22 protein-coding genes are annotated in these 25,448 nt (G+C 30.3%); 19 read left to right on the top strand and 3 right to left on the bottom strand.

Annotation, left to right across the window (positions count from 1 at the left end):
* Positions 1 to 304: 304 nt before the first annotated feature.
* The 18 genes from NAB20_RS05025 to NAB20_RS04940 all read left to right on the top strand — a co-directional run bounded on the left by NAB20_RS05025 (position 305) and on the right by NAB20_RS04940 (position 18,474).
* Complete coding sequence (locus tag NAB20_RS05025; RefSeq protein WP_088391499.1) at positions 305 to 1,462, top strand: hypothetical protein; 1,158 nt, start codon at positions 305 to 307, stop codon at positions 1,460 to 1,462.
* Between the two features lie 3 nt (positions 1,463 to 1,465).
* Complete coding sequence (gene tssO, locus NAB20_RS05020; RefSeq protein WP_088391477.1) at positions 1,466 to 1,981, top strand: type VI secretion system TssO; 516 nt, start codon at positions 1,466 to 1,468, stop codon at positions 1,979 to 1,981.
* An 18-nt stretch (positions 1,982 to 1,999) separates the two neighbouring features.
* Positions 2,000 to 2,521, top strand: a complete 522-nt coding sequence (locus NAB20_RS05015) for a hypothetical protein (protein WP_123901252.1) — start codon at positions 2,000 to 2,002, stop codon at positions 2,519 to 2,521.
* A complete protein-coding gene (locus tag NAB20_RS05010) occupies positions 2,521 to 3,213 on the top strand; it encodes a hypothetical protein (RefSeq protein ID WP_105196000.1) in 693 nt (230 codons plus the stop codon). The genes NAB20_RS05015 and NAB20_RS05010 overlap by 1 nt, the downstream gene beginning before the upstream one ends.
* A 2-nt stretch (positions 3,214 to 3,215) precedes the next feature.
* The gene (locus NAB20_RS05005; protein ID WP_105195999.1) at positions 3,216 to 3,647 is read left to right on the top strand and encodes a GPW/gp25 family protein; all 432 of its coding nucleotides are present in this window, start codon (positions 3,216 to 3,218) and stop codon (positions 3,645 to 3,647) included.
* A gap of 29 nt (positions 3,648 to 3,676) precedes the next feature.
* On the top strand, positions 3,677 to 5,506 hold the full coding sequence (locus NAB20_RS05000) for a type VI secretion system baseplate subunit TssF (RefSeq protein ID WP_375605625.1): 1,830 nt from the start codon (positions 3,677 to 3,679) through the stop codon (positions 5,504 to 5,506).
* An 8-nt stretch (positions 5,507 to 5,514) separates the two neighbouring features.
* Entirely contained in the window at positions 5,515 to 6,678 is a 1,164-nt protein-coding gene (locus NAB20_RS04995) for a LysM peptidoglycan-binding domain-containing protein (protein WP_375605624.1), read from the top strand.
* A gap of 20 nt (positions 6,679 to 6,698) precedes the next feature.
* Positions 6,699 to 7,205 (top strand): DUF4280 domain-containing protein, encoded by a 507-nt coding sequence (locus NAB20_RS04990; RefSeq protein ID WP_127823485.1) that lies wholly within the window; start codon positions 6,699 to 6,701, stop codon positions 7,203 to 7,205.
* 3 nt (positions 7,206 to 7,208) lie between these two features.
* Positions 7,209 to 10,088: an OmpA family protein gene (locus NAB20_RS04985; protein WP_375605623.1), complete on the top strand. Its 2,880-nt coding sequence runs from the start codon at positions 7,209 to 7,211 to the stop codon at positions 10,086 to 10,088.
* A gap of 2 nt (positions 10,089 to 10,090) precedes the next feature.
* Complete coding sequence (locus NAB20_RS04980; RefSeq protein WP_375605622.1) at positions 10,091 to 11,071, top strand: hypothetical protein; 981 nt, start codon at positions 10,091 to 10,093, stop codon at positions 11,069 to 11,071.
* A 180-nt stretch (positions 11,072 to 11,251) separates the two neighbouring features.
* The gene (locus NAB20_RS04975; RefSeq protein ID WP_375605621.1) at positions 11,252 to 11,608 is read left to right on the top strand and encodes a hypothetical protein; all 357 of its coding nucleotides are present in this window, start codon (positions 11,252 to 11,254) and stop codon (positions 11,606 to 11,608) included.
* Between the two features lie 2 nt (positions 11,609 to 11,610).
* Entirely contained in the window at positions 11,611 to 12,603 is a 993-nt protein-coding gene (locus tag NAB20_RS04970) for a hypothetical protein (protein ID WP_235878683.1), read from the top strand.
* 1 nt (position 12,604) lies between these two features.
* Positions 12,605 to 13,600, top strand: coding sequence for a hypothetical protein (locus tag NAB20_RS04965; RefSeq protein WP_375605620.1), 996 nt, complete (start codon positions 12,605 to 12,607; stop codon positions 13,598 to 13,600).
* Position 13,601: 1 nt separating this feature from the next.
* Entirely contained in the window at positions 13,602 to 14,597 is a 996-nt protein-coding gene (locus NAB20_RS04960) for a hypothetical protein (RefSeq protein WP_375605619.1), read from the top strand.
* Between the two features lie 12 nt (positions 14,598 to 14,609).
* Entirely contained in the window at positions 14,610 to 15,926 is a 1,317-nt protein-coding gene (locus tag NAB20_RS04955; RefSeq protein WP_375605618.1) for a hypothetical protein, read from the top strand.
* Between the two features lie 2 nt (positions 15,927 to 15,928).
* Positions 15,929 to 16,921: a hypothetical protein gene (locus tag NAB20_RS04950; protein ID WP_235878683.1), complete on the top strand. Its 993-nt coding sequence runs from the start codon at positions 15,929 to 15,931 to the stop codon at positions 16,919 to 16,921.
* 180 nt (positions 16,922 to 17,101) lie between these two features.
* Positions 17,102 to 17,473 carry a hypothetical protein gene (locus tag NAB20_RS04945; protein WP_235819722.1) on the top strand — a complete coding sequence of 124 codons (372 nt, stop codon included), beginning with the start codon at positions 17,102 to 17,104 and terminating at the stop codon, positions 17,471 to 17,473.
* Positions 17,474 to 17,484: 11 nt separating this feature from the next.
* Positions 17,485 to 18,474 carry a hypothetical protein gene (locus tag NAB20_RS04940; RefSeq protein WP_235878684.1) on the top strand — a complete coding sequence of 330 codons (990 nt, stop codon included), beginning with the start codon at positions 17,485 to 17,487 and terminating at the stop codon, positions 18,472 to 18,474.
* A 596-nt stretch (positions 18,475 to 19,070) separates the two neighbouring features.
* Here the strand turns inward: NAB20_RS04940 and NAB20_RS04935 are convergent.
* From NAB20_RS04935 to NAB20_RS04925, 3 genes are all read right to left on the bottom strand, one after another.
* The gene (locus tag NAB20_RS04935; RefSeq protein WP_375605617.1) at positions 19,071 to 22,394 is read right to left on the bottom strand and encodes a PA domain-containing protein; all 3,324 of its coding nucleotides are present in this window, start codon (positions 22,392 to 22,394) and stop codon (positions 19,071 to 19,073) included.
* A 333-nt stretch (positions 22,395 to 22,727) separates the two neighbouring features.
* Positions 22,728 to 22,865, bottom strand: coding sequence for a hypothetical protein (locus NAB20_RS04930; RefSeq protein ID WP_375605616.1), 138 nt, complete (start codon positions 22,863 to 22,865; stop codon positions 22,728 to 22,730).
* Positions 22,866 to 23,437: 572 nt separating this feature from the next.
* Positions 23,438 to 24,058 carry a lysophospholipid acyltransferase family protein gene (locus NAB20_RS04925; RefSeq protein WP_317125569.1) on the bottom strand — a complete coding sequence of 207 codons (621 nt, stop codon included), beginning with the start codon at positions 24,056 to 24,058 and terminating at the stop codon, positions 23,438 to 23,440.
* A gap of 209 nt (positions 24,059 to 24,267) precedes the next feature.
* Here NAB20_RS04925 and trpS point away from each other — a divergent pair, with 209 nt between their 5' ends.
* Positions 24,268 to 25,239, top strand: coding sequence for a tryptophan--tRNA ligase (trpS, locus tag NAB20_RS04920; protein WP_088390686.1), 972 nt, complete (start codon positions 24,268 to 24,270; stop codon positions 25,237 to 25,239).
* The last annotated feature ends 209 nt before the right edge of the window (positions 25,240 to 25,448 follow it).

The following is a 25,448-nucleotide window of genomic DNA, read 5'->3' as shown; positions in this document are numbered from 1 at the left end:
AAAACCATTTAGTTTGTCTTCCTAACCCAAAGGAATCTCATTATAACACCGTGCGATTGACCTTATCTGTTAACACTCTTAAGTCTTCATTTCGTCGACTAGGATGAAATCAGAAAAAGTTAAAATGACAAGCTATCGACTTTTGAGACAGCTTATTATAAGTTAATAAAATACAGCCTAAATTTTAATATAGTTTGGGTATAATAAACTAAAATTTAAGCGGTATTTTTATTAGCATTGATTGGCATTTTTTGAATTAACACAAAAAAGTTTTTCATTTAAAAAAATCAAAAAAACTAAAAGAATGATAGAAAAACTAAATTATTTCCCTGTCAATTGGATTGACGGAATGAAAATAAATAAAAATCACTTTAATTCTGTTCAAAACTTTATTAATGATTCGATAAAGGATGCAGTGGGGTTGCACACATCGTTAATATCTTATGGCTTATTACCTTCTGATAATCCAATCAAATTAAATTTGATGGTAGATAGTCATAAATCATTAAGAGTACAAGTTCAAGAATGTCATGCCATAACACCTAATGGATCTAGAATTGAAATAGACGACAGAAGCGAAACAGTAAATACAAACGCTGCCTATTTAGAAGCTTCTTACGAAATTAAAGGAGATGAAACATTAAAATTATGGGTTTGCATTTCCGTTAATTACTTTAAGAGAGTACCTTTTGGAGATTCTGACCCAGAAGAAAACCCTCCTAGATATCCTTTTACAAAACCCGAATACTTATTAAGCCTTATTCCTGAAAATGGATTAATGAATGAAACAGGCTTAGGAGGAAACTTTTTAATAATAGGAAAAGTTTTAATAAATTCATACGAATCAAAAATAGACAACACTTATATCCCTCCATCTGTATATGTAGGAAGTCATAAACTATTAGAAGAATTATATAACGAAATCAGCCGTTTTTACGGACAGATAGAAGCTTTTTCTATACAAATTGCTCAAAAAATTAATTCAAAAAAACAAGCCAATGAATTAGCGCTGATGATGTTATTAGTAACAGATAAAATATTAGACTATTTAGGTGTAGAAATTAATAAAACAAGATGGCTAGGAAAACATAAATCACCATCTGAAATGTTGTTATCAGTTATTGGTTTAGCTAGAATACTTAAAAACCTCTTTGACTCAAAGTCTGGAGCTGGAAAAGAAGAATTATTAAACTATTTTGCAGATTGGTGTAATATTAATCAAGGATCTTTCGAAAATATTTTCTTAGAACTAATAAATAACAATTATAATCATAATCAAATAGACGTTAGTGTATCCAAAGTCTACAAATTTATAGATGTATTTGAAAATCTATTATCTTCTCTAAGCCGATTAGATTATATAGGCAAGAAACGAGATGGTAATATCTTCGTATCGGAAGTTACAGAAGAAAGAGACAGTCTATTGTATGGAAAAAGAAGTAAAAGTTTTTTAGCAGATTAACCCATGGAAATACTTAATAAAAAAGAACGTTCTAAAGCGTTCGTATCTTTTGTACTATTTTTTGTAATAAGCGTAACTGTTTTTATGTCAGCACTACTGTTTAACACTTATTTCCCGTTCAGAGAAAATGAGTTATTAAAAACAGAAAATTTCAAACTAAAAAAGGAAATCGAAATTCAAAACAAATTTTCTTTTCAATTAGAAAAAGTTAAAACAACAGTAGACTCTATAAATGCACCAGGTCAAAATGATTTCTTTAATGAAAAGCTCGCCCTTTCGTTATTAGCAGAAATGTATAATCAACTACCTAAAGATACATTAAAAAATAAAATAATGTATAATAACACAATTATGGCATTTAAAGATCTGATTGACGCAAAAAAGCAAGTCAAACAATTAGCAACTAACCATAAATTAATGGATAGTTTGAGTACTATAAACAAAACGCTAAAAGATGAATACGACAAAATGAAGCGTGATTTGGAAGTTTGTAGACAAATCTATCAACAAGCAGAATAAACACCTAAAAGCATAACAATGAATATTTTAAAAAAATTATTTCTATGTTTTTACATGATAAGTTTTTATTGTGTTGCTCAAAAAAATGTAAAAAACACAGTAATAGATAGTTGTCACATTACGCAAACTAGACAAAAATTAGATGGCCGTTTTTTTGCCAGTCCCAATCCTATACTTTTAATAGTAAATAATAGTAATGGTATTTTTACTACATTACAATTTGGAAAACGTAAACGTAAAATATTCATGTATTTCAAAGTACATGATAATAGTGTTTGCATTGAAGAAAAAAAGATTTTCGATTTCAACTTTAAAAATGGGGATGTGATACACTTAGAAAATCATTTCCCCATAAATTGTGATGGTATTTTTATTCATCAATTAAGTAGAAGAACTTTTAAAAGACTCACAAGCCTAGAATTAAATAGTATAAAAGTTTTTACTGTTCATAAAAATTATGAAATTTTATTAAACAAATCTCAAAACCAAGAAATAGTAAAGGATTTAATTTGCTTAAAAACTTATAAAATAAAAAAATAATGAGTCCAATACCTCAACTTAATTTATCCTTAGGAATGACCGACAACCCAGGATCCCCTTTTTATGGAGGAAAAGGAGAAATGGGACAAGTTTCAAAAACAGACTCAGAACTTCGAACACATAAAATTTCTTTAACCATTTCGGATTTAGAAGTAGGTAAAATTTCTCTAACCATTAACAACCAAAATGTAGAAATTCCAACTTACAAGATGATTGTTAGTGATGATAAAACAAACGAAACTACCGTTTATCAAGTAACAAGAGATATTTTTAGTTTCGTTAAAAAAAACACCAAAAAAGGGCTTTTGTCTTTTTTTGGATTTAAGAATTTTGACAAAACCTCATCCTTATATGAAAACATTCCGTATGAACCTAACGATGAAATCGAAATACTAAACCTATCAAAATATCGAAATATTTCGCATGATAGCTTAATATATCAGTTTAATAATCCAGAAAAAGTATATCTATTTTCGGGTAATATTAATCAAATCACAATCCCTGAAAATAACCCCTATTTTATCATTGTAGATAATAACGACGGTAAAAGCTTTATTGGTGATATTCTTTATAGAGAAAAATTCCTCAAACTAACACCTAAAGTCGAACTAAAAATAATTAAAAGAAATAAAATTCCAAAAGAAATGGAAGTAAATGAAAATGGAAGTATTCAAAAATTAATTTATCTATAAGCATGATTAGAGGTTCATATTTTAAAATACCGATTGATTTTGACGCAATCATAAGAAAACAAGATGCTATTAACATTAGTATTGATACATCAATAGCGCAACACATTTTTTTAATAGCCACTACCTCTTTTGGCGAATGCAAATTTAATGACAGCTATGGAACCGAAATATGGGAAATGGATTTTGATATTTTAAAAACGGACAACATCCTAAAAGAAACGATTACAAACACATTAAAAAATGCAATTTCAACTTATGAAAAGAGACTCTCTCTAGAAGATGTTGATGTTGTTATATCCGATATAAATATTGGTAGCATAGGTAAAAAAAGAATTAAAAAATGCGTCTCTTTTAGTGTTAAAGGACAAGTTTTTGAAACCAATAGAGCCTTCCTTTTCCAAAGTTCATTTTTTGTTGGTCCCTTATCCTATTAATTTTCTTCCGCAATCTAAAACAAAATCCTATGAATCAAGAACGCATAAAAGATCGTATTTTAAGAAAAGCATCTAGACTATGGGGCTTTAATGAATTACAAACAGAATCATCATTTGATCCTATTGTTGGATTATTACTCACAGCTTGTGCTTCTGAATTAGAAAAACTAAACACTGACCTAGAAGATTCTAGGTCAAGAATAATTGAAAGAGTACTCGACCTAATGTTTCCTGAAGAAGTATCAGGTGTTACGCCTTCCAGTGCTATAGTACAATTATTCCCAACAGAAAATAATGTAAAAATATCAAAATACAATCGGTTTAAAGGAACTAAAAAAATTACCAATATTTATAATCCAACCGAAGTTTTACAAAAAGAAGTCTTTTTTGGTCCCACAATAGAAACCACACTAACTACCGCTAAAGTAGCATATTTAGCCTATGGAAATTCCTTAAAAAAAATAGATAATTTCTTTTTTAATGATATTATTAGCACCTCCTCTAATAATTTTATTCCTAAAGGTGAATTATGGATTGGTCTAAAATGTTCCGATACTGAAAATATTATAAACCCAACATTTTACGTTAACATCAATAACAGTTACCAAAAAGATCTCTTTTTTTACTATTTACGACAAGCTAAAATACACTTTGGAAATCAAGAATTTACCTTTAACGAAGGTTATAATGCCACTGAAGAAGCTTTTAATTTTGAAAATATTGTTCATAAAAATTACTCTAATCTAGACCAAATAAACAACAGGATAAATAATTTTTATCTACCTCATTTTTTCACCCTAAGCGGAACCATCAATCAAGCAGAAAAAAACAATTCAGATGCGCTATTCCAAAACTATTTTCCAAATCACAAATTAGAAGAAGAACAATCTATTATATGGCTACGAGTTGAATTAACCGAAATAATAGGAAATGACGTGCTAGAAAACGTGTCAATAACACTCAACTGTCTACCTGTCGTAAACAAAAAAATTTCTAAAGCCTCCCATCGAGTTACAGGTGCCTTAAACATAGTTCCCATAGATTCCGATGAATTTTTCTTAGACTTAGACCATGTTTCTAATGATGAAGGATATCGTTACGATTTAAAAAATTATGATGATAGCAAATCTGGATCCATTACACTCAGACACGGTGGCGTTTCTCGTTTTGATCAAAGAAGAGCCTCCGATCTTTTACAACAGCTACTAGAACTTATCAAAGATGAAACAGCTTCTTTTATGAGTATAGGAAACGATGCTACAAGAGAAACACTAAAACAGATTAATCAAAATGTTGCCGCTTTGTATCAGCTATCCAAAGAAAAACATTTTGAAAGACCCAATAATCCTTACTTAACCGTTAATGCCACCGCTAAAGATGAATCTGGTTTCTTTTGTAATATAGCCTTTTGGACAACCCTAGGAGATGAGGCAAACGATATAAAAATGGGCTCCGTTTTGTCACTAGAAGAAGGGGGTATAATGCTACTAGAAAAAAATATAATGTTAGTAACCCCTACCGTTGGAGGGAGAAAAGGATTATCTACCAAAGATAAAATACTAGAATATAGAAACTCCTTATTAACCCGCGGACGAATAGTAACAATAGCCGATATTAAGGCATACGCCTTAAATCATTTTAAAAATACTATTACAAAAATTGAAATAAAAAAAGGAACCAAAAAAGAAAGTTCTACAAAAGAAGGTTTTGCCAGAACAATAGATATATATCTACATAAAAATACAGAGATAACCGATATAATGAAAGAATCAGAATGGCATTATCTATGCGATAGCTTCTTAATTAATTTAAAAAAAATCTCTTCTAATGTATATCCTTATACCCTCAATACCATTTAAATCAACGTATGCGTTTTACTTGGCCTACATATAGCGTTAAAAAAGGTGACACTTTAGAATCAGTAGCAAAAGAATTAGGTATTCGTGTAGAAACCTTAAAATGGCATCATAACAACTATTGTACTTATGAAAACTTATTAAATCATGATATTACACACCAAAAAGAACTTATAATACCCAACGATACTGAAAAAGAGCAAACAAGTATAAATTCCAATACTCTACAAAAACAAAAAAATGTAAACTTTTCATCTAACAATGGATTATTTTATAATCCTATCAATACCTTCTGTAAGTATGGCATTATTATTACAATAAAAGAAGAGGAAGAAGAAAATGAAATAAAATATGAAACCACTGTAAAATGGGTTCAAAAATTCGAAAACTGTCACATTTTTGAAATAAATCCTGTCGGAAAACCATTTGTAAACCAAGAAGAAATAAATAACATAGCTGATACCCTTGCCTACGAAACTGCCAAGGTACTCTATCCTATGCACCTTATGGTAGACGAAAAAGGAAATTGGGAACAAGTCGCAAAATGTACCGTTTATCCCAAACGTTGGAAAATCATAAAAAACAACATACTCCAAAACTTTGAAGGGAACATGGTAGCAGAATATTTTCAGGAAATTGAAAATATTCTAGAAAATCCAGAAAGGATTAATACCTATATGCTAGACGATTATTTTTTACGAACACTCTTCCTTGGCTATTGCTTTGAATACGGAAAAGAATTTCAAACAGAAAAGAAAATAACATTCCCTATTCTAAACAATTACACAGAACCTTCTTATAAAGTACAAGCTACCATAAATCCTTATCTAAATGAATCTAATTTTATTCATATCACCTATGAAGGAATACTACATGATCCACGCACAAAAAATGAATTTATAAATGAACAACATTACTCATTTATACAAAACGAAGAAGAAGAAAAAGCCTCTGGACACTTTTTTCTCAAAGCTTTTTTAGATCCTAATACGGCGGTACCCGATTCCATTTATTTAGAATGCAGTATATCGTTAAACAAAACCAAAAAAATAACCGTTCTTATATCTGATATTTCAAATAAAGAAACACCTTATGTTCACAAAAGTTCTAACTTATTAGTAGACGAAAATACAACAAACAACAAGAAAAAAGGTTTTTGGGGAAATCTTTTTTAAACAAACTAAAAAACAAATCAATGTCAGAAAAACATGTAGTGGTACAAGGAGCCAAGTGCCAGTGCCAATATGGGCAAATGCCTGATAAAATAAAAGTTCTTTCACACAAAAAAGAATACGCCAATGATCCTAAAGGTAGTCAAAAACTCATTGTAACAACAAAAGAAATAGGCAGTGCCACCTTAGAAAAAAACACCTTTGGAAACTGTCCTAAAATGGGTAATCCCGCCCCTCCTTGTAAACCCGTTATAACAGAATGGAAAAACTTTTATAAAAAAGTAACTCTTAGCAACGGTGGAAACCTAATTTTAGAAAACAGCAAAGCCGTATGTGCTATAGCTGGCACTCCGTGTATTGAAATTATAGATCATGGGCAACGCACCAATGCCAGTCCACAAAATTTTAAAAATGCCAATAAGGACATCCTTAAACAAATTAATCCCTTGGTAAATCCCTTAAAAATGTACAAAAAAAGTGCTCTACACCAGGAAATAGAAACAGCACACCAATCCCCTAACAATAACTAAATTATGATAGGAGGAATAAAAAAAATACATTACGCCAAAGGCCTTATTTTTAAAGAAAAATCAATTCCCAACCAAATACTGGTCATTGCACCCGATGAATTCGTTTGGTTTTCTATAGAGTGGATAGAAACAACCCCAGAAAAAGAAAAACAAAGAAATGTCGTTTGGATATGGCAAGAAGGCAATAGAAAAACCGTTTTAAAAAAAACAGTTCTCAATAGTGCAATGCTTTATGGTATCAAAATACCCAAAAAACTATGCGGATTTACCTATTTTATTGAAGCTAGTTTGTCTGGCAATAGAAACAACTCCAAAACAAATCATAAAGGCCTACACATTAGCGGATACTGCCCACCACGCATAACTGCTAGTAAATGGGCTGTAAGTAGTGACGGTACTCCCGCAGCCCAACAAAAACAATTTGCTTATGGCGAACGAGTATACCTAAACTTAGATACAGAAGGTATAAACGGTTATAAAAACCTGACCATAGAAATATATGCTCATAAAACACTAGCATCTGATCCGCTTACCAGAACCATTGTAGGAGTTGATGTAACAGATGGCGAAATAAATCTTGAGATAAACAATACCCTTATTTGGTATGGTAAACATTTATTTCCTAAAGAAGTAATGGAATTTTATGTAAAAGTAAAATTACCAAACGGCCGGTACATAAAAGATCATAACGGCGATATTATACACGCCCGATATCTACGTATAAAACCCCAACAAGTTTTTCAAATGCCTGAGCCTCCCAAAAATACTACAGCTCTAAAAGTAGGTAACAATAAAACCAATCTAAAAAATTACCATCCCTGTAAATTAAGCAAAGTACAACTTACAGAAGCAGGAAACCCTTTTTATATTTTTGAAGAAGGCGAAACCTTATTAAAAAAACAACGCACCACCCTAAAAAGAGTATGTCAAAGTGTATACTTTGATTACGATCAGTATCATTTACGAAATGATGCCAGAAAAACACTAGACCTACTCCTAGACTTTTTACTTTATAATCCTTTTTTAAATATGATCCTAGAAGGTCATGCAGACGACAGAGGAAGCCTAGATTACAACCAAACCCTATCTGAAAAAAGAGCCCATAGCGTAAAAAACTATTTACTTGAAAAAGGATTAAAAGACGAGCGAATAAAAACACGCGGATTTGGCGAAGCACGCAACGCTATAAAAGCCACTACCGAAATCCAACACGCTAAAAATCGTCGTACCATTATAGAATTTAATTATAACGAATACGATAGCAATGCGATAGTTTATCAAACCCTAGCAGGGAGCGCATTAAAACCCAAAAACATAACGCTAACTCTAATAGACCATGACACGGTAAAATGTATGCGTAATCACGATCCCCATCAAAAAGAGATACAAATACAAGTTAATGAAGAAAAAGTTCTAGTAAAAGGTAGCCAGGTAAATATGAGTATAAAAAGTTCTGTACCTCCACATTTTACTGCTACTTATTTATCATACCTAATACAGTACTTAACCCCTGGTGCTACCCTAAATTATTCATATTATATCAACTTTCACACCTGCGCTTATTTTGCCGATAAAACCTACCCTAGTTTACAAATGCTTATCTACCCTGACTTGGTTTGGATTGCCAATTTGCAATATAATTTTAAAGAAAAAGGCGATTACTTTTTTCACGATAAAAAACTAGAATTAGAGCAGGGTATAAAAACAGTTTTAGACGAATTTAGAAACTCGTTGGCAGGTAAAATAATGAGTTATTTACCTACAGGATTCGCACAAGATTTATTGTTTGATTATATAGAAAAACAAGCCGAAGATTATCAGTATGGCGCACACGTTATACACGACCGTGATATAGAAAAAGCAGGCGAAGTATTAGTATTAAAAGGCACAGAAGTAAATTTAATTACTCAAACAAAATATACTAGGTATGCCGCTGCTTATGCTATTTATGCCATGGTATTACTTACGATAGTTATAGAAATCATTATCACTTACTTAACTAGAGGTAGAAACCTAACAGGAAAAGCAGAGAAAATTCAAAAGGTTTTACGCAAAATAAAAGCCCTTGAAAAAATAGCAGAACGGAAAGGCGGTGTAGATATAGAAATTATCCCGCCAAGTATTGCCATAAATGCAGGGATGTACTACAAACAATTAGCCAACCGCAATATGGCAATGTTCTATGAAGTCAATGTAAAAGCAGACCCAATAGTAGCCGTTGAGATAAAAAAAGAATTTGATTTGCTCGATTTGATGGACAAAGGAATCGATATAGCCAACGCCAAAACGCCTAACGATCCACAAGTACAAGAACAATTAAAGCAAAACGCCCCTAATAACTCCAAAATCAAAAAATACCTTAACGCAGCAGGTTTAAAAGTTACAGGCGAAATAGTAGTAACAGGCGAAATTGGTTTTGAGCACAATGTTATTATAAATCCGCTTACAAAAGAATTAACTATTATAGATCATTTAAAAAATGGTTTTGTAAATAAAAATGAAGTATTGTTCAAAGAGCAGATTAGGTTTTTTGCAGGAATAAAGGGTGAGTATAAAAAAGATTTTAATTTTTTCAAAATGCAAAATAAAATTGAAGCAAAATTAAATATTGAAATGCAAGGTACGATAAGTATGAAAATAGAATATAATTACAATAAAGAAGAGCCAATTAATAGAGAAAAAGAAAAACAAGGTTTATACTTAAAAGAAACTTTGTTTTTTTCGGGTATTAAAGGTACGTATTTAGGAAATTTCAGTTCAAAGGGGGTGTTTAATATTGAATTAGAAACAAATGAGGGTAAACCTACTCCTTTTACCTTATTAGAACCTTTTGAACTAGATTTGATGACAATGCAATTATTCAATCATAATAAAAATGACTAAAAATGAGAAAAATAATTTTAACAATAGTCTTAATTAGTTTAACAGTAAATTGTAAAAAAGAAAATATAATTATGCAAAATTCACATATAAATGATAAAAATTTAGTGGAGGAAATCTCAAAACAAATTAAACATTATCCATCTGAAAAGGTTTATTCAATTGATTATAATGCTAATCTAATTTTTTTTGAATTTTTTATAAATGATTTACAAATAGAAAAAAATTTTTCAGATTTTTCAAAAGGTTCTGCATTTGAATTAAACCCTTTTATCTTTAAGAGTGGTAAATATTCTGTAAAATACAAAATGTACTCAGGAGGTATAGTAGATAATCAGACTTATGATGTTTTAAATAATAATTCCTATTTAGATTTATTTGTTCGCTCTTATGATTTAAAAAATAAGCAAAATGATGATGTAACATATTTACACTATAAAACTCAGAGTAAAAAAAATGAGACTAGAAAAAGTTATAATGAAGAAAAGTTTGTAGGGGCAGAAAAAAAATATTACGAGGGCAATTTTGATATAGAAATAGAAGTTCCATACAATATAACTCCCGATTTTGAAAACGCTCAAGACTTAACAAAACTTGATAAAAAGCATTTAGAGCAAAAGGTTTTAGAAAAGTATAATCAAATTAGAGAAGTTTATGCAAAAAAGAATGCGGATGATATTGCAAAGTTAATTTATGCCAAAACAATTTTAGAATTTCAAACCACTTATGCAGATAAAGAAAAAGTTGCAGGATACTGGAAACTTTATAAAAATATTTTATTGAGTGATGATTTTACAATGTTACCAATAGAAAATTATAAAATGGAGTTTTTTTATGATGGTCGTTTAGTTGCTTTAATTTCACAATCAAAAGAACCTAAACTTAGAAACGAACCAGCACTTGCTGGAAAATATAAAAATCAAATATCAAGTATAAAGCATTATTTATATTTACCAAAAGGCGAAACCGAATTTAAAGTGTATTAAAACGCGCCTAATAACTCCAAAATCAAAAAATACCTTAACGCAGCAGGTTTAAAAGTTACAGGTGAAATAGGCGTAACAGGCGAAATTGGTTTTGAGCACAATGTTATTGTAAATCCGCTTACAAAAGAATTAACTATTATAGATCATTTAAAAAATGGTTTTGTAAATAAAAATGAAGTATTGTTCAAAGAGCAGATTAAATTTGATGCAAAGATTACAGGGAAATATAAAAATGAATTTAAAGTTTTTAATCTTCAAAATAAAATAGAGGGTAATTTAGAAGTTGATATGAAAGGGGCCATAGGATTAAAAATTAAATATGGATATGAAAATGAACAAGGTCTTTTTTTAAATCAAAAATTATATTTTTCAGGTTTGAAAGGAACATATAAAGGGCAATTTAAAGCTCAAAATAGTAAATATGGTAAATACGAATATCAAACAAATAATGGTAACCCGACACCTTTTACGCTTTTAGAACCTTTTGAACTCGATTTAATAACAATTCAAATGTTTAATCATAACAAAAAAGAATAATAATGAAAAAAGTAATTTTAATTTCAATATTATTATCAACAAATGTAAGTTGTGTAAAAAAAGAAACAAAAATGGTATATTCAGAAGTAAATGCAAACAATATTGTAAATGAAATATGTAAAACTATAAAACATTACGATGAGGAAAAAATCTATACATTAGATTATACGTCAAGTTATAGTTTTTTTGAAGTTTTTATTAATGACTATCCTCTTGATAATGATTTTGATGATTTTTCTTCTAGTTCTGCTTTTGAAATTAATCCATTGATATATAAGAGCGGAAAATATAAAGTAAAATACAAAATGTATCCAGTTGGAAAAGTGTATAATGATATTTACAATGTATTGAGAGATAATAGTTATTTAGAAATTAAATTAGCATCTTATGATTTAAAGAATGAAAGAGCATCAGACGTAATTTATTCTCATTACAAAACCCCAATGAATAAAGTACAAATTAGCGAAAAATACAGCGAGGAAAAATTTGTAGGTGCTGGTAAAACGTATTATGAAGGTAGTTTTGATGTAGATGTACAAGTACCCTACGAGATTCATCCAGCATTTGAAAAAGCTAAGGATTTGCGAAAAATGGATAAAAAAGAGCTTGAAACTAAATTATTGAGTACCTACCAAAAAGTATGGAATATATTTCAAAATAAAGAATATGATAATATTGCTAGAATTTCGTTTGATAGTATGAAAGACGAATTAGTAAGTAAATACGCATCTAAAGAAGATGTTGAATTTTATTGGAATACATTATTAACATCATATAAAAGTGATACTTTTCAAATGCAACCTATTAAGGATTACAAACTAGATTTTTTTGCAGATGGTAAACTAGTTGCTTTGATGCTCACTACTAAAGATAATAACTACAGAGGTAATACAGCATTATGGGCTAAAGTAAAAGATGGTATTGGTACTAGACCGTTATTTTTAAATCGTTATTTCTACATTCCAGAGGGCGAAACAGAGTTTAAAGTGTATTAAAATGAATATCAAAATACTGGTTTTAATTATAGGCTTTTTTTGTGGCGGTTGTTCACAAAAAAAAGAAATTACTATGATTACACAAAATCCGCATATTACTGCAAAAAATATAGTTGAAGAAATTAACAAAGAAGTCAAACATTATCCTGTTGAAAAAGTATATATATTTGCTTATGAAAGTTTAGACTGTCATTTTGAAATATTTGTAAATGATGTCCCTTGTTATAAAGATTTTTCAGAGCCAGGTTCAAGTTCAGGATTTGATATAAATCAATGTATTTTTAAGAGTGGTACACAAAAATTAACGTTTAGAATGTATCCAGCTGACCCTGATAATCCTACTATTGAAAAATTTACGGAGGATGCCTATTTAAGTTTTCAATTAGAGTCTTATAATAATAAAAATAAAGGGGCAGAAGATGCGGTATATCAAAAATTCAAAACTCCAGTAACAACAAGTAAAGACCAGTATGGTAATATAATTGAAAAATTTATTGCTAATGGCAAGACTTACTACGAGGGTAGTTTTACTTTTGAAGCAACCGTGCCTTACCAATTGCAAGGGTTTGACAAAATGCAAGATTTACGCAAAATGGATAAAAAAGTATTGGAGCAAAAATTGTTAGCGAAGTATCAAGAGATTTGGCAGGTGTATAACAATAAACAGTATGATGATATTGCAAGGATTTTTTATAATAAATTAAAAGACGAATATATTTCAAGTTATGAAACGAACGAAGGAGTAAAAGAGAATTGGGCTTCTTTTATAAACACCTTTAAAAATGATACTTTTGAAATGCAACCTTTAAAAGATTATAAATTAGAGTTTTTTGCTGATGGTAAATGTGTAGCATTAATGCAAACAAGTCTTGATAAAAGAAATAGAGGAAGTTCTGCATTGTGGGCAAAATTTAAAGAAGATGGAAAAGTTAGAGCAGCAATGTTTAAAAATTACTTCTACATTCCAGAGGGCGAAACCGAGTTTAAAGTGTATTAGAATGAATATCAAAGTACTGGTTTTAATTATAGGCTTTTTTTGTGGCGGTTGTTCACAAAAAAAAGAAATTACTATGATTACACAAAACCCGCATATTACTGCTAAAAATATAATAGAAGAAATTAACAAAGAAGTAAAGCATTATAATTCTGAAACAATATATAAATTTAGGTACGAGAATTTTGATTGTTATTTTGAAATTCTTGTAAATGATATTCCTTGCTATAAAGATTTTTTTGAACCTAGAGTAGGTTCAGCCTTTGAAATTAATCAGTGTATTTTTAAGAGTGGTACACAAAAATTAACGTTTAGAATGTATCCAGCCGAACCTGATAATCCTACTATTGAAAAATTCACAGAAGATGCTTATTTAAGTTTTCAATTAAAATCTTATGATAAGCAAAACAAAGAAGCAGAAGACATTGTTTATCAAAAATTCAAAACACCAGTAATAACAAGCAAAGACCAGTATGGCAATAAGGTAGAAAAATTTATTGCTTATGGCAAGACGTATTATGAGGGTAGTTTTACTTTTGAGGCAACAGTACCTTACCAATTGCAAAGATTTGATAAAATGCAAGATTTACGCAAAATGGATAAAAAAGTATTAGAGCAAAAATTGTTAGCGAAGTATCAAGAAGTATGGCAGGTGTATAACAACAAACAATATGATGATATTGCACGAATTTCGTTCGATAAACTTAAAGATGAATTTATAGCAACATATGAAAATAAAGACGGAATACAAGAGGGTTGGGATAATACAGTTACTGGTTTAAAAACCGACTCTTTTGAAATGCAACCTCTAAAAGATTATAAATTAGCATTTTTAGCAGAAGGTAAATTAGTTGTATTAATGCAAACAAGCAATGACAGAAGAAACAGAGGAAAAACAGCATTGTGGGGTAAATATAAAATAGATGAAAGAACAAGAGCAACATTTTTTTATGATTATTTCTACATTCCAGAGGGCGAAACAGAGTTTAAAGTGTATTAAAAATTATCGCTTTTGAACACCTGCGCTTATTTTGCTGATAAAACTTACCCAACTTTAGAAATACAAGCATATCCAGATTTGGTTTGGATTGCCAATTTGCAATATAATTTTAAAGAAAAAGGCGATTACTTTTTTCACGATAAAAAACTAGAATTAGAGCAGGGTATAAAAACAGTTTTAGACGAATTTAGAAATTCTTTAATGGGTAAAATACTAAAATACTTACCCACAAGATTTGCGCAAGACTTATTATTTAATTACATAGAGAAAGAAGCAGAAATATACAAATATGGTGCACACGTTATACACGACCGTGATATAGAAAAAGCGGGCGAAGTATTAGTATTAAAAGGCACAGAAGTAAATTTAATTACTCAAACAAAATATACTAGGTATGCCGCTGCTTATGCTATATATGCCATGGTATTACTTACGATAGTTATAGAAATCATTATCACTTACTTAACTAGAGGTAGAAACCTAACAGGAAAAGCAGAGAAAATTCAAAAGGTTTTACGCAAAATAAAAGCCCTTGAAAAAATAGCAGAACGGAAAGGCGGTGTAGATATAGAAATTATCCCGCCAAGTATTGCCATAAATGCAGGGATGTACTACAAACAATTAGCCAACCGCAATATGGCAATGTTCTATGAAGTCAATGTAAAAGCAGACCCAATAGTAGCCGTTGAGATAAAAAAAGAATTTGATTTGCTCGATTTGATGGACAAAGGAATCGATATAGCCAACGCCAAAACGCCTAACGATCCACAAGTACAAGAACAATTAAAGCAAAACGCGCCTAATAACTCCAAAATCAAAAAATACCTTAACGCAGCAGGTTTAAAAGTTACAGGCGAAATAGTCGTAACAGGCGAAATTGGTTTTGAGCATAATGTTATTGTAAATCCGCTTACAAAAGAATTAACTATTATAGATCATTTAAAAAATGGTTTTGTAAATAAGAATGGAGTATTGTTCAAAGAGCAGATTAAATTTGATGCAAAGATTACAGGGAAATATAAAAATGAATTTAAAGTTTTTAATCTTCAAAATAAAATAGAGGGTAATTTAGAAGTTGATATGAAAGGGGCCATAGGGTTAAAAATTAAATATGGATATGAAAATGAACAAGGCCTTTTTTTAAATCAAAAATTATATTTTTCAGGTTTGAAAGGAACATATAAAGGGCAATTTAAAGCTCAAAATAGTAAATATGGTAAATACGAATATCAAACAAATAATGGTAACCCGACACCTTTTACGCTTTTAGAACCTTTTGAACTCGATTTAATAACAATTCAAATGTTTAATCATAACAAAAAAGAATAATAATGAAAAAAGTAATTTTAATTTCAATATTATTATCAACAAATGTAAGTTGTGTAAAAAAAGAAACAAAAATGGTATATTCAGAAGTAAATGCAAACAATATTGTAAATGAAATATGTAAAACTATAAAACATTACGATGAGGAAAAAATCTATACATTAGATTATACGTCAAGTTATAGTTTTTTTGAAGTTTTTATTAATGACTATCCTCTTGATAATGATTTTGATGATTTTTCTTCTAGTTCTGCTTTTGAAATTAATCCATTGATATATAAGAGCGGAAAATATAAAGTAAAATACAAAATGTATCCAGTTGGAAAAGTGTATAATGATATTTACAATGTATTGAGAGATAATAGTTATTTAGAAATTAAATTAGCATCTTATGATTTAAAGAATGAAAGAGCATCAGACGTAATTTATTCTCATTACAAAACCCCAATGAATAAAGTACAAATTAGCGAAAAATACAGCGAGGAAAAATTTGTAGGTGCTGGTAAAACGTATTATGAAGGTAGTTTTGATGTAGATGTACAAGTACCCTACGAGATTCATCCAGCATTTGAAAAAGCTAAGGATTTGCGAAAAATGGATAAAAAAGAGCTTGAAACTAAATTATTGAGTACCTACCAAAAAGTATGGAATATATTTCAAAATAAAGAATATGATAATATTGCTAGAATTTCGTTTGATAGTATGAAAGACGAATTAGTAAGTAAATACGCATCTAAAGAAGATGTTGAATTTTATTGGAATACATTATTAACATCATATAAAAGTGATACTTTTCAAATGCAACCTATTAAGGATTACAAACTAGATTTTTTTGCAGATGGTAAACTAGTTGCTTTGATGCTCACTACTAAAGATAATAACTACAGAGGTAATACAGCATTATGGGCTAAAGTAAAAGATGGTATTGGTACTAGACCGTTATTTTTAAATCGTTATTTCTACATTCCAGAGGGCGAAACAGAGTTTAAAGTGTATTAAAACGCGCCTAATAACTCCAAAATCAAAAAATACCTTAACGCAGCAGGTTTAAAAGTTACAGGCGAAATAGTAGTAACAGGCGAAATTGGTTTTGAGCATAATGTTATTGTAAATCCGCTTACAAAAGAATTAACTATTATAGATCATTTAAAAAATGGTTTTGTAAATAAGAATGAAGTATTGTTCAAAGAGCAGATTAAATTTGATGCAAAGATTACAGGGAAATATAAAAATGAATTTAAAGTTTTTAATCTTCAAAATAAAATAGAAGCAAATTTAAAGATTGAAATTAATGGAACTTTAGGATTAAAAATTTCTTATGGAGTTGATTTTGATGTAAGTAATCCGAATTATAAACCTAAAGGTGTATTTTTTAAACAAACATTGTTTTTTTCAGGAATGAAAGGTGTTTATTATGGAAATTATGGAATGGAAAGTGATATTTTTGGAGAAATCGATGGTGAGACTAATAATGGAAAACCAACTCCTTTTACACTTTTAGAACCATTTGAACTGGACTTAATGACTATACAACTCTTTAATAACCATTAAAATAAATAAGTATGAAAAAAATAATTTTAATAATGACTTTAATTAGTTTGGGAATAAATTGTAAAAAAGAACAGGCTATGCAAAATACTGAAATTAACGAAAATACACTAGTAACTGAAATCATTAAAAACATAAAACATTACCCATCAGAAAAAATCTATACATTAGATTATAAATCAAATTATAGTTTTTTTGAAATTTTTGTTAATGATATACCAGTTGGAAAAGAATTTAAATATTTTTCTTCCAGTTCTGCTTTTGTAATTAATCCAAAAATTTTTAAGTCAGGAAAAGCAATTGTTAAATTTAAAATGTATCCAGTTGGAAAAGTTGATAATGATATTTATAACACATTAATAGACGAATCTTATTTAGATATTACTCTTGCCTCTTATGATTTAAAAAATGAAAATGCATCAGACATTAAATATAATCATTATAAAACTCCAATGGACAAAGTCAAAATCAGCGAGAAGTATAGTCAAGAAAAATTTGTAGGAGCTGGTAAAACCTATTATGAAGGTAGTTTTGAGATAGAGGTAAAAGTGCCTTATGAAATACATCCTGCCTTTGAAAAAGGAAAGGATTTGCGAAAAATGGATAAAAAAGAACTTGAGGCTAAATTATTAAGTGCTTACCAAAAAGTATGGAATATCTATCAAGATAAAGAGTATGATAATATTGCCAAATTATCCTATGAAAATTTAAAAGACCAATTTATTACAAAATATCAAGACGAAAAATCTATTAAAAATATGTGGGAAACATTGCTAAGTGCATATAAGAATGATACTTTTCAAATGCAACCTATCAAGGATTACAGACTAGTTTTTTTTTCAGATGGTAAACTAGTGGCTTTAATGCAAAATACAGAGGATTATAGATATAGAGGTAATACGGCATTATGGGCTAGAGTAAATCACGATGGAGGTATGCGCCCATTATTTTGTAATCGTTATTTCTACATTCCAGAGGGCGAAACAGAGTTTAAAGTGTATTAAAACGCGCCTAATAACTCCAAAATCAAAAAATACCTTAACGCAGCAGGTTTAAAAGTTACAGGTGAAATAGTCGTAACAGGCGAAATTGGTTTTGAGCATAATGTTATTGTAAATCCGCTTACAAAAGAATTAACTATTATAGATCATTTAAAAAATGGTTTTGTAAATAAGAATGAAGTATTGTTCAAAGAGCAGATTAGGTTTTTTGCAAATGTTAGTATAAACCCAGATTCGGCATTAGAAAAAATAAATTTCATAACTTATTAAAATACAATGCGTTATATCTTTACTGGTTCCGACATCAATTCCTGTCACATTGGAATTTACAATTTGCATTTTTTCAAGACCTTCATAAATTTTCTTTTTATTAAAATGCGAGGAAATGCAATATCTTTGCTAAAATTATTCTATATGAGACAATATGGTATTTGATCATTGATTGTCTCAAAGGACTTCCAAATGGAAGCCTTTTTACATTTCAGCCAAAATTTGGGATAAAAAAATGAGCCCGAATATTGGGCTCATTTCTATCAAAATCAGTTATAAATTTAGCTAAAATTTTAATTCAATTTATTTAGACGAATTTTTAGTTCTTTTTATTGAATTACAATCTTTTCGGTTTCTTCAAAATGGTCACCCGACATCTTTAATATATAATTCCCAGGAGTTAAACTTGATAAATCCAACTCATTTGTATTACCATCAACTATAATCGAATTTTCTAAAATTCGTTTACCGGTAATATCAAACACTTCAATTTTTGTTTTACCATAATTATTAGAAGAAGTTAATTTTACATTTCCTTCTGAAACCGTAGGATAAACTTTAATTGTATTTATTTTTTCTACTAATAATTCAGCTGTTTTTGCTCCCAAAGCGGCGGTTAAACTTCCTGAAAAAACACCTCTCCCATAAGTAGCAGCATATACTTTATAAGCATTAGGAGCTGTTGGTGAATTTGCTTGAAGATCTAAATCTGTAACTTTTACATTTCTCATGCCGTTATAAGCTTGCTTCCAATTTAATGCTTGATCACTAGTTGCCGCACTATTAAAATTGCTAACATACCAAACCCCTAAGTCAGTTCCAATCATAACTTCAGCTGTATTAAGAGGATTTTGTAAAATAGCTTTTACAGGTAAATCTGGTAAATTACCATCTAACTGATACCAATTAGTACCTCCATTTGACGTGTACCAAATATTGTTTACACCATAGTTGTGCATTGTTAAGAAGATTTGATTATCATTAACTCCAAATTCTATATCGGACACACTCCCAACAAAGTTCGGAGCACTTATGTTAGACCATACAGGAGCAGATCCATTGGCTCCAGTAACTTTTAGTAATTTACCATTCATAGTACCTATATATAAGGTAGTAGGTGTTCCTTTTCCGGTAGCTAATGCGGTTGCATAACCCGTTAATAAAGCATTTGATAAATTAGTTCGAGATACTTGTGTGTTTCCTTTGATATTAGAATATCTTCTTACTTGATAAGTTCCATTTAAAGTAAAATCAGCATATAAAATATCATTTGTAGAATCTAGAGTCATAGCAGGGTAAAATAAACCTGCACCAGAAGTACTATCATTTAAAGTTTTAGTTGTAGTACTTCCTACATTTCTAAGGATCATGCTATCATTATATACATAGTTTGTAATGTAATATTTATCAGATCCTTGATCAAATAATGGTTTTCCCCCATCGCCACCTTGAACTCTAAAAGTATTATTAACTCCAGCAGCAGCTCCTAAAGTAGAATTAGCTGCAGTAGAAGATCCCGAATAATATTGAGAGCCATTATCTTGAGCACCTGCTACAAAAAAATCGCCAGCTACACCTGTAATACCATTTGGCATTACGGCCACTCCTACAAATTGAGTAACGTTAAAACCTGTATTTCTAGCTGTAGCAGGAGTTGTGGTACTAGCAGCATTACTTGTGTAATATACTCCTCCATCATTTCCAAAAAGAGCTACGTTGCTATTACCAGGTTTAAACACCATAGCATGCTGATCAGAATGAACATTGGTAGTCCAATTAGAAATAGTACTCCATGTTACAGCAGGTCCCGTAGCATTAGCTGTTCTATAAAGATCTATACCGCCTACATATAAGATCTTATCATCTACAGGATCTGACTCAATCATCATATCATAAAAAGCCTGTTGTCCTGTAAATCCATAAGTAGTCTCACGTGATTCATTTCCAGCAGGTAATGAGAGAATTGTAGGAGACGTGTTAAACCCATTCGTTGTTAGAGCCAATTGTATCTCTACTTGTGTTGCCGTATTAGGATCATCTTTTAATTGTGATAATACATAAATTTTATCTGGAGTGGTATTAGATGCTTCAATTTCCACACGCTTTCCTCCTCCTTCAGCGACAATTGTATGACGTAAATTAAAAGTATTTCCATTATCTGTTGATTGAAATACTCGACCGCCACCATCGCCATAAGTCCAACTATCAGTAGAAGAAACCCAAATATCACCATCTGCCCCTAATTCAATATCATTAGGACATGTTGGATGTCCCGCTACTGAAGTAGGTAAATTTAATTTAGTCCAAGTACTACCTCCATTGGTAGATTTATATAAACCAAAATTAGATGCGTTAAATAAGGTCCCATTTCGAGATTCTGAATATTGTCCGTCTCCCATAGCAGCATAAATTTCAGAAGTCCCTCCATTATTTTTGATAACTAGATCATTTACAAACTGAACACCCGAAACTTCTAAACCAGAAAACTCAAGAGGTCCAGAAGGTTTTATAGTACCTGTTAAATTTGCTAAGTTAGCAATAAGCAAATCGCCATCTTCTTTAGAAATCATAATACTAGGAATTGTTCCTACAATAGCTGCATCTTCTGACATATTAAAAACAGCACCTCCAGCAGCATTATTCATTATAATAACTCCAACTGCACCAGCATTTTGAGCTATTACTGCCTTTGATTCAAAAGAACAAGTTCCTCTTCTTATTAGAACTATTTTACCTGCGTAATTCTGAGTGGTTGCACTACACGCATCATCTGTAGGAGCTACTCCATCATCCATTAAAACGATTGGTGCTGTAAACACATTTTTTATAGCTCCACCTGGCCATGTAGCAGAACCAGTAGAATATGTTCTTATTGTAGCAGCAGCAGAAGGCGCAACAATTTCTAGATTTTGTAAATTCTTCACGGTTGATGATACCGCTCCACCTCCATAAACTCTGGTCCATGTAACGCCTCTATCCGTTGTTTTCCAAATTCCATTTCCATTTACATCTCCAAAAACATACGACTCTCCTGTACCTACATACCAAACATTGGAGTTGTTAGGATCTATCGCTATGTTTTGAACGTTTACATGTTCAGGAAAAGTATCAATTTTTGTCCATGATGAAGTAGAACTAGCAATGTTATTATTTCTCCATAATCCGCCACTAACACCTCCTGCTACGACAGTATTTCCTGTAGCATCTCCTGGATCAAAAATCATGGCTCTTGTACGTCCTCCCACATTGTTTGGTCCACGTTCTATCCAATTATTTGTTGTAGCATCTCCAGGTATACGTTGAGCTAAAGCTTGTTGACGTGCTTTTTCTAAATCTTTTCGAATTACTTCAATATTTTCATTAGTCGGTCTACCTAAACTAGGATTCATAGTCAGTAGCCATTCTTGTTCATTATATTTATTAGGCGGAATACCTTCTTCTTTTCTTTGTTGTTTCGATAGATAAAAGGCTCTATTAATTTTGTTATGGGCTAAAAATTGCTCATGCTTTTTTCTGAGGATTTTAGCTTCTTTTTTAGAAAGCTTTTTATCAGGTTGTTTTTCTTTTGATATACTTACATCTCCAAGATGTTGAGAATAGCCTAGAGCCACTCCAAACAAAAGAAAGAAACTGGGCAGTATTCTTTTTTTCATATTTAGTTGTTTTTTGGGTTAATACTTGCCAAATATATAATTATTTGATTTAAAAAATACACAATACTATAAAAAAACACATTTTTAATAAAAACACCAAATTACAATGTAAGATTTTTCAACTTATTAAACCCAGATTACGCATTAGACTTCGTTGTGAAACAAAATTTTTCAATAAATTCAAGTGCTCACGGAAAATTTTAGAAGAAGAAATAGTGAACTATTTTGATGATTAAAATTTGAGTACGTGCTTGAATTGGAAGAAAAATAAAGTGGAATAGATTTACTTCGTCTATTCGCTACGCTCGGGTCTAATGTGTAATTCTATCTAACTTATTTTAAGTAATTGATAAAAATTAAAATCTCTAATTTGATTTTATCTTGTCCTATGGCTACAAAATGAGAACGTGATCCGACATTAATTCCTGCCACATTGGGATTTACAATTCGCATTTTTTCGAAACTTTTCATAAATTTTCTTTTTATTAAAATGCGAGGAAATGTAATATCTTAGCTAAAATTATTCTATACGAGATAACATGATGTTTGATCATTGATTGTCTCAAAGGGCTTCCATTTGGAAGCCTTTTTACATTTCAGCCAAAATTTGGAGGGGATAGATTCATCATTTTTTACATAGGCTTTGCTCGCAAGTGCAAGTTAGCTCTCATTTGTCAAAGAATAATACTTTCTTGAAATCTGGGTTAAAAGGATATGCAAACAGAGGCATTGTTATTGTGCTAATAAAAAAGATTTTAAATCTAAAAAACACTTCTTTTTTTTAGGATAATTAATCTATCCTAAAAATTGATAATTTTGTCATTTATACAACAGGAAAAATGACATACTATTGGCAATAGAACTTCTCCCTTGGATCGAAGTGACAAACGCCTCGCCAAATACCTCTAATTTCCACAAAGTCTATGCGTAATGTAGGTTAAAATAAAAATCCCGTTTTTAAGATTTTTTTTCTCAAAAACAGGATGGATTCTTCAATATTCATATAAAGTAAACTTATTGATGAATATTTATATTCAAGATATTTAATTAGAGCATTTCATATAAATAGAATCACTCATTAATTCTTTCATAATAAGTCCTCTTGCTTTCTCTTTAATTGTTTTTTTATCATCGTGCCCCATTCCTTTTGTTCTCACAAAAGATAAAAACTTAACTCTCAAACAACCCGGTTTACCACTAAAAAAAGTATACGAAAAGAGATTTTTATTATCATAAAAAACCATAGGTACAATGGTTAATTGGTGATCTATTGCAATATTAAAGGCTCCGCTTTTAAACTCATCTAAAACAACACTTTCATCATCAGGCACCTTACCTTCAGGAAATATACAAATACTCAATCCTTGTTCTATTCGTGCTTTCGCTCTTTCATATACTTCTGATCGACTTCTCATACTTTCTCGATCTACCATAATAGCAGCTCTCTTGTAAAAAAAACCAAATATAGGTATTTTAACTAATTCTTTTTTTCCTACAAAAACAAAAGGATTTTTCACAACAGCCAACATCAACATAATATCTGTCATTGAAGTATGATTTGCTATAAACATATAACTATGTCCTGATAAAACTTCTTCATCTTCTTTTATTTTATAATAAAAACCCATACCATAAAGAACCGTTTTAGCCCACAAACGTGCCATCTTAAAAAAATAAGGATACCACGAGTCTCTAGAAAGAGATAGAGTTAAAAAAGGAGACATAATAAGGATGGGTATTAAAACTAATACATAAAACCATAAACGCCAGATACTCCAAAAAAGAATTTTTAACATTTGCATAACAATGATTATTTACTTTAAATATGAGTTAAAAAAATTACCTTTGCGAAAATATCATTTTTAAAATTATAATGGCAAAAATATTAACTGGAGTACAAAGTACAGGAACTCCTCATTTAGGAAACCTTTTAGGCGCAATTATACCTGCCATAAAAATGGCTAACCAGCCTGAAAACGAATCTTTTTTATTTATAGCAGATTTACATTCTGTAACGCAAATAAAGGATGGAACTCTTTTAAAAAACAATACTTATAGCACAGCTGCCGCTTGGTTAGCTTGTGGGTTAGATATTAACAAAGTAACTTTTTATCGCCAAAGTGACGTTCCGCAAGTTACAGAACTAACTTGGTACCTAAGTTGTTTTTTCCCTTTTCAAAGATTAACTCTAGCACACTCATTTAAAGACAAGGCAGATAGATTAGAAGATGTAAACGCAGGTCTATTTACTTATCCGATGCTGATGGCTGCCGATATTTTGGCTTATGATGCAGAAATTGTTCCCGTAGGAAAAGACCAATTACAACATGTAGAAATTACACGTGATGTGGCCTCACGTTTTAATCATCAAATGGGAGAAACTTTCGTTTTACCCCAAGCAAAAACAGAAGAAGATACAATGCTTATTCCTGGTACGGATGGTGAAAAAATGAGCAAGTCACGAAATAATACAATTAATATTTTTTTAGACGACAAAGCCTTATTAAAACAAATTAAGGCAATTCAAACAGACAGTACACCACTTGAAGACCCTAAGAATCCTGAAACGTGTAATGTTTTTGCCTTATATAAATTATTAGCAACCGAAGAACAAACAACTCTCCTAAGAGATAAATATTTAGCAGGTAATTTTGGATTTGGACATGCTAAACAAGCACTATATGATTTAATCATTGAGCGTTTTGCCTTTGAAAGAGAACGTTATAATTATTACATGAATAATTTAACTGAGTTGGATAGCGTATTACAAATTGGTGCTGAAAAAGCTTCTGCAATAGCAAATAACGTCATAAAAAGAGTTCGGACAAAACTAGGTTTTGAATAATTTATAAAAAATTATTACTCAAAAGCTTTTTTTGATGAATAAAATTTAAAAACAAACCTTAAAAAAGTCTTAATTTTGATAAAAATTTGTTAAAATCAATTTTCTGTTACACTTTTTATAAATGATTAACCTATCTTTGTACTATGCTTTTGAGGGGTGGTTCCCTCTGAACTTTATAAATTTTCATGATTTATAGTTTTTTGGTTGGT

The organism is Flavobacterium davisii, assembly GCF_042182265.1.
Classification (GTDB): Bacteria; Bacteroidota; Bacteroidia; order Flavobacteriales; family Flavobacteriaceae; genus Flavobacterium; species Flavobacterium davisii.
Note: the sequence above shows the minus strand (reverse complement) of the source record. Positions and strands in the feature narration are given on the sequence as shown.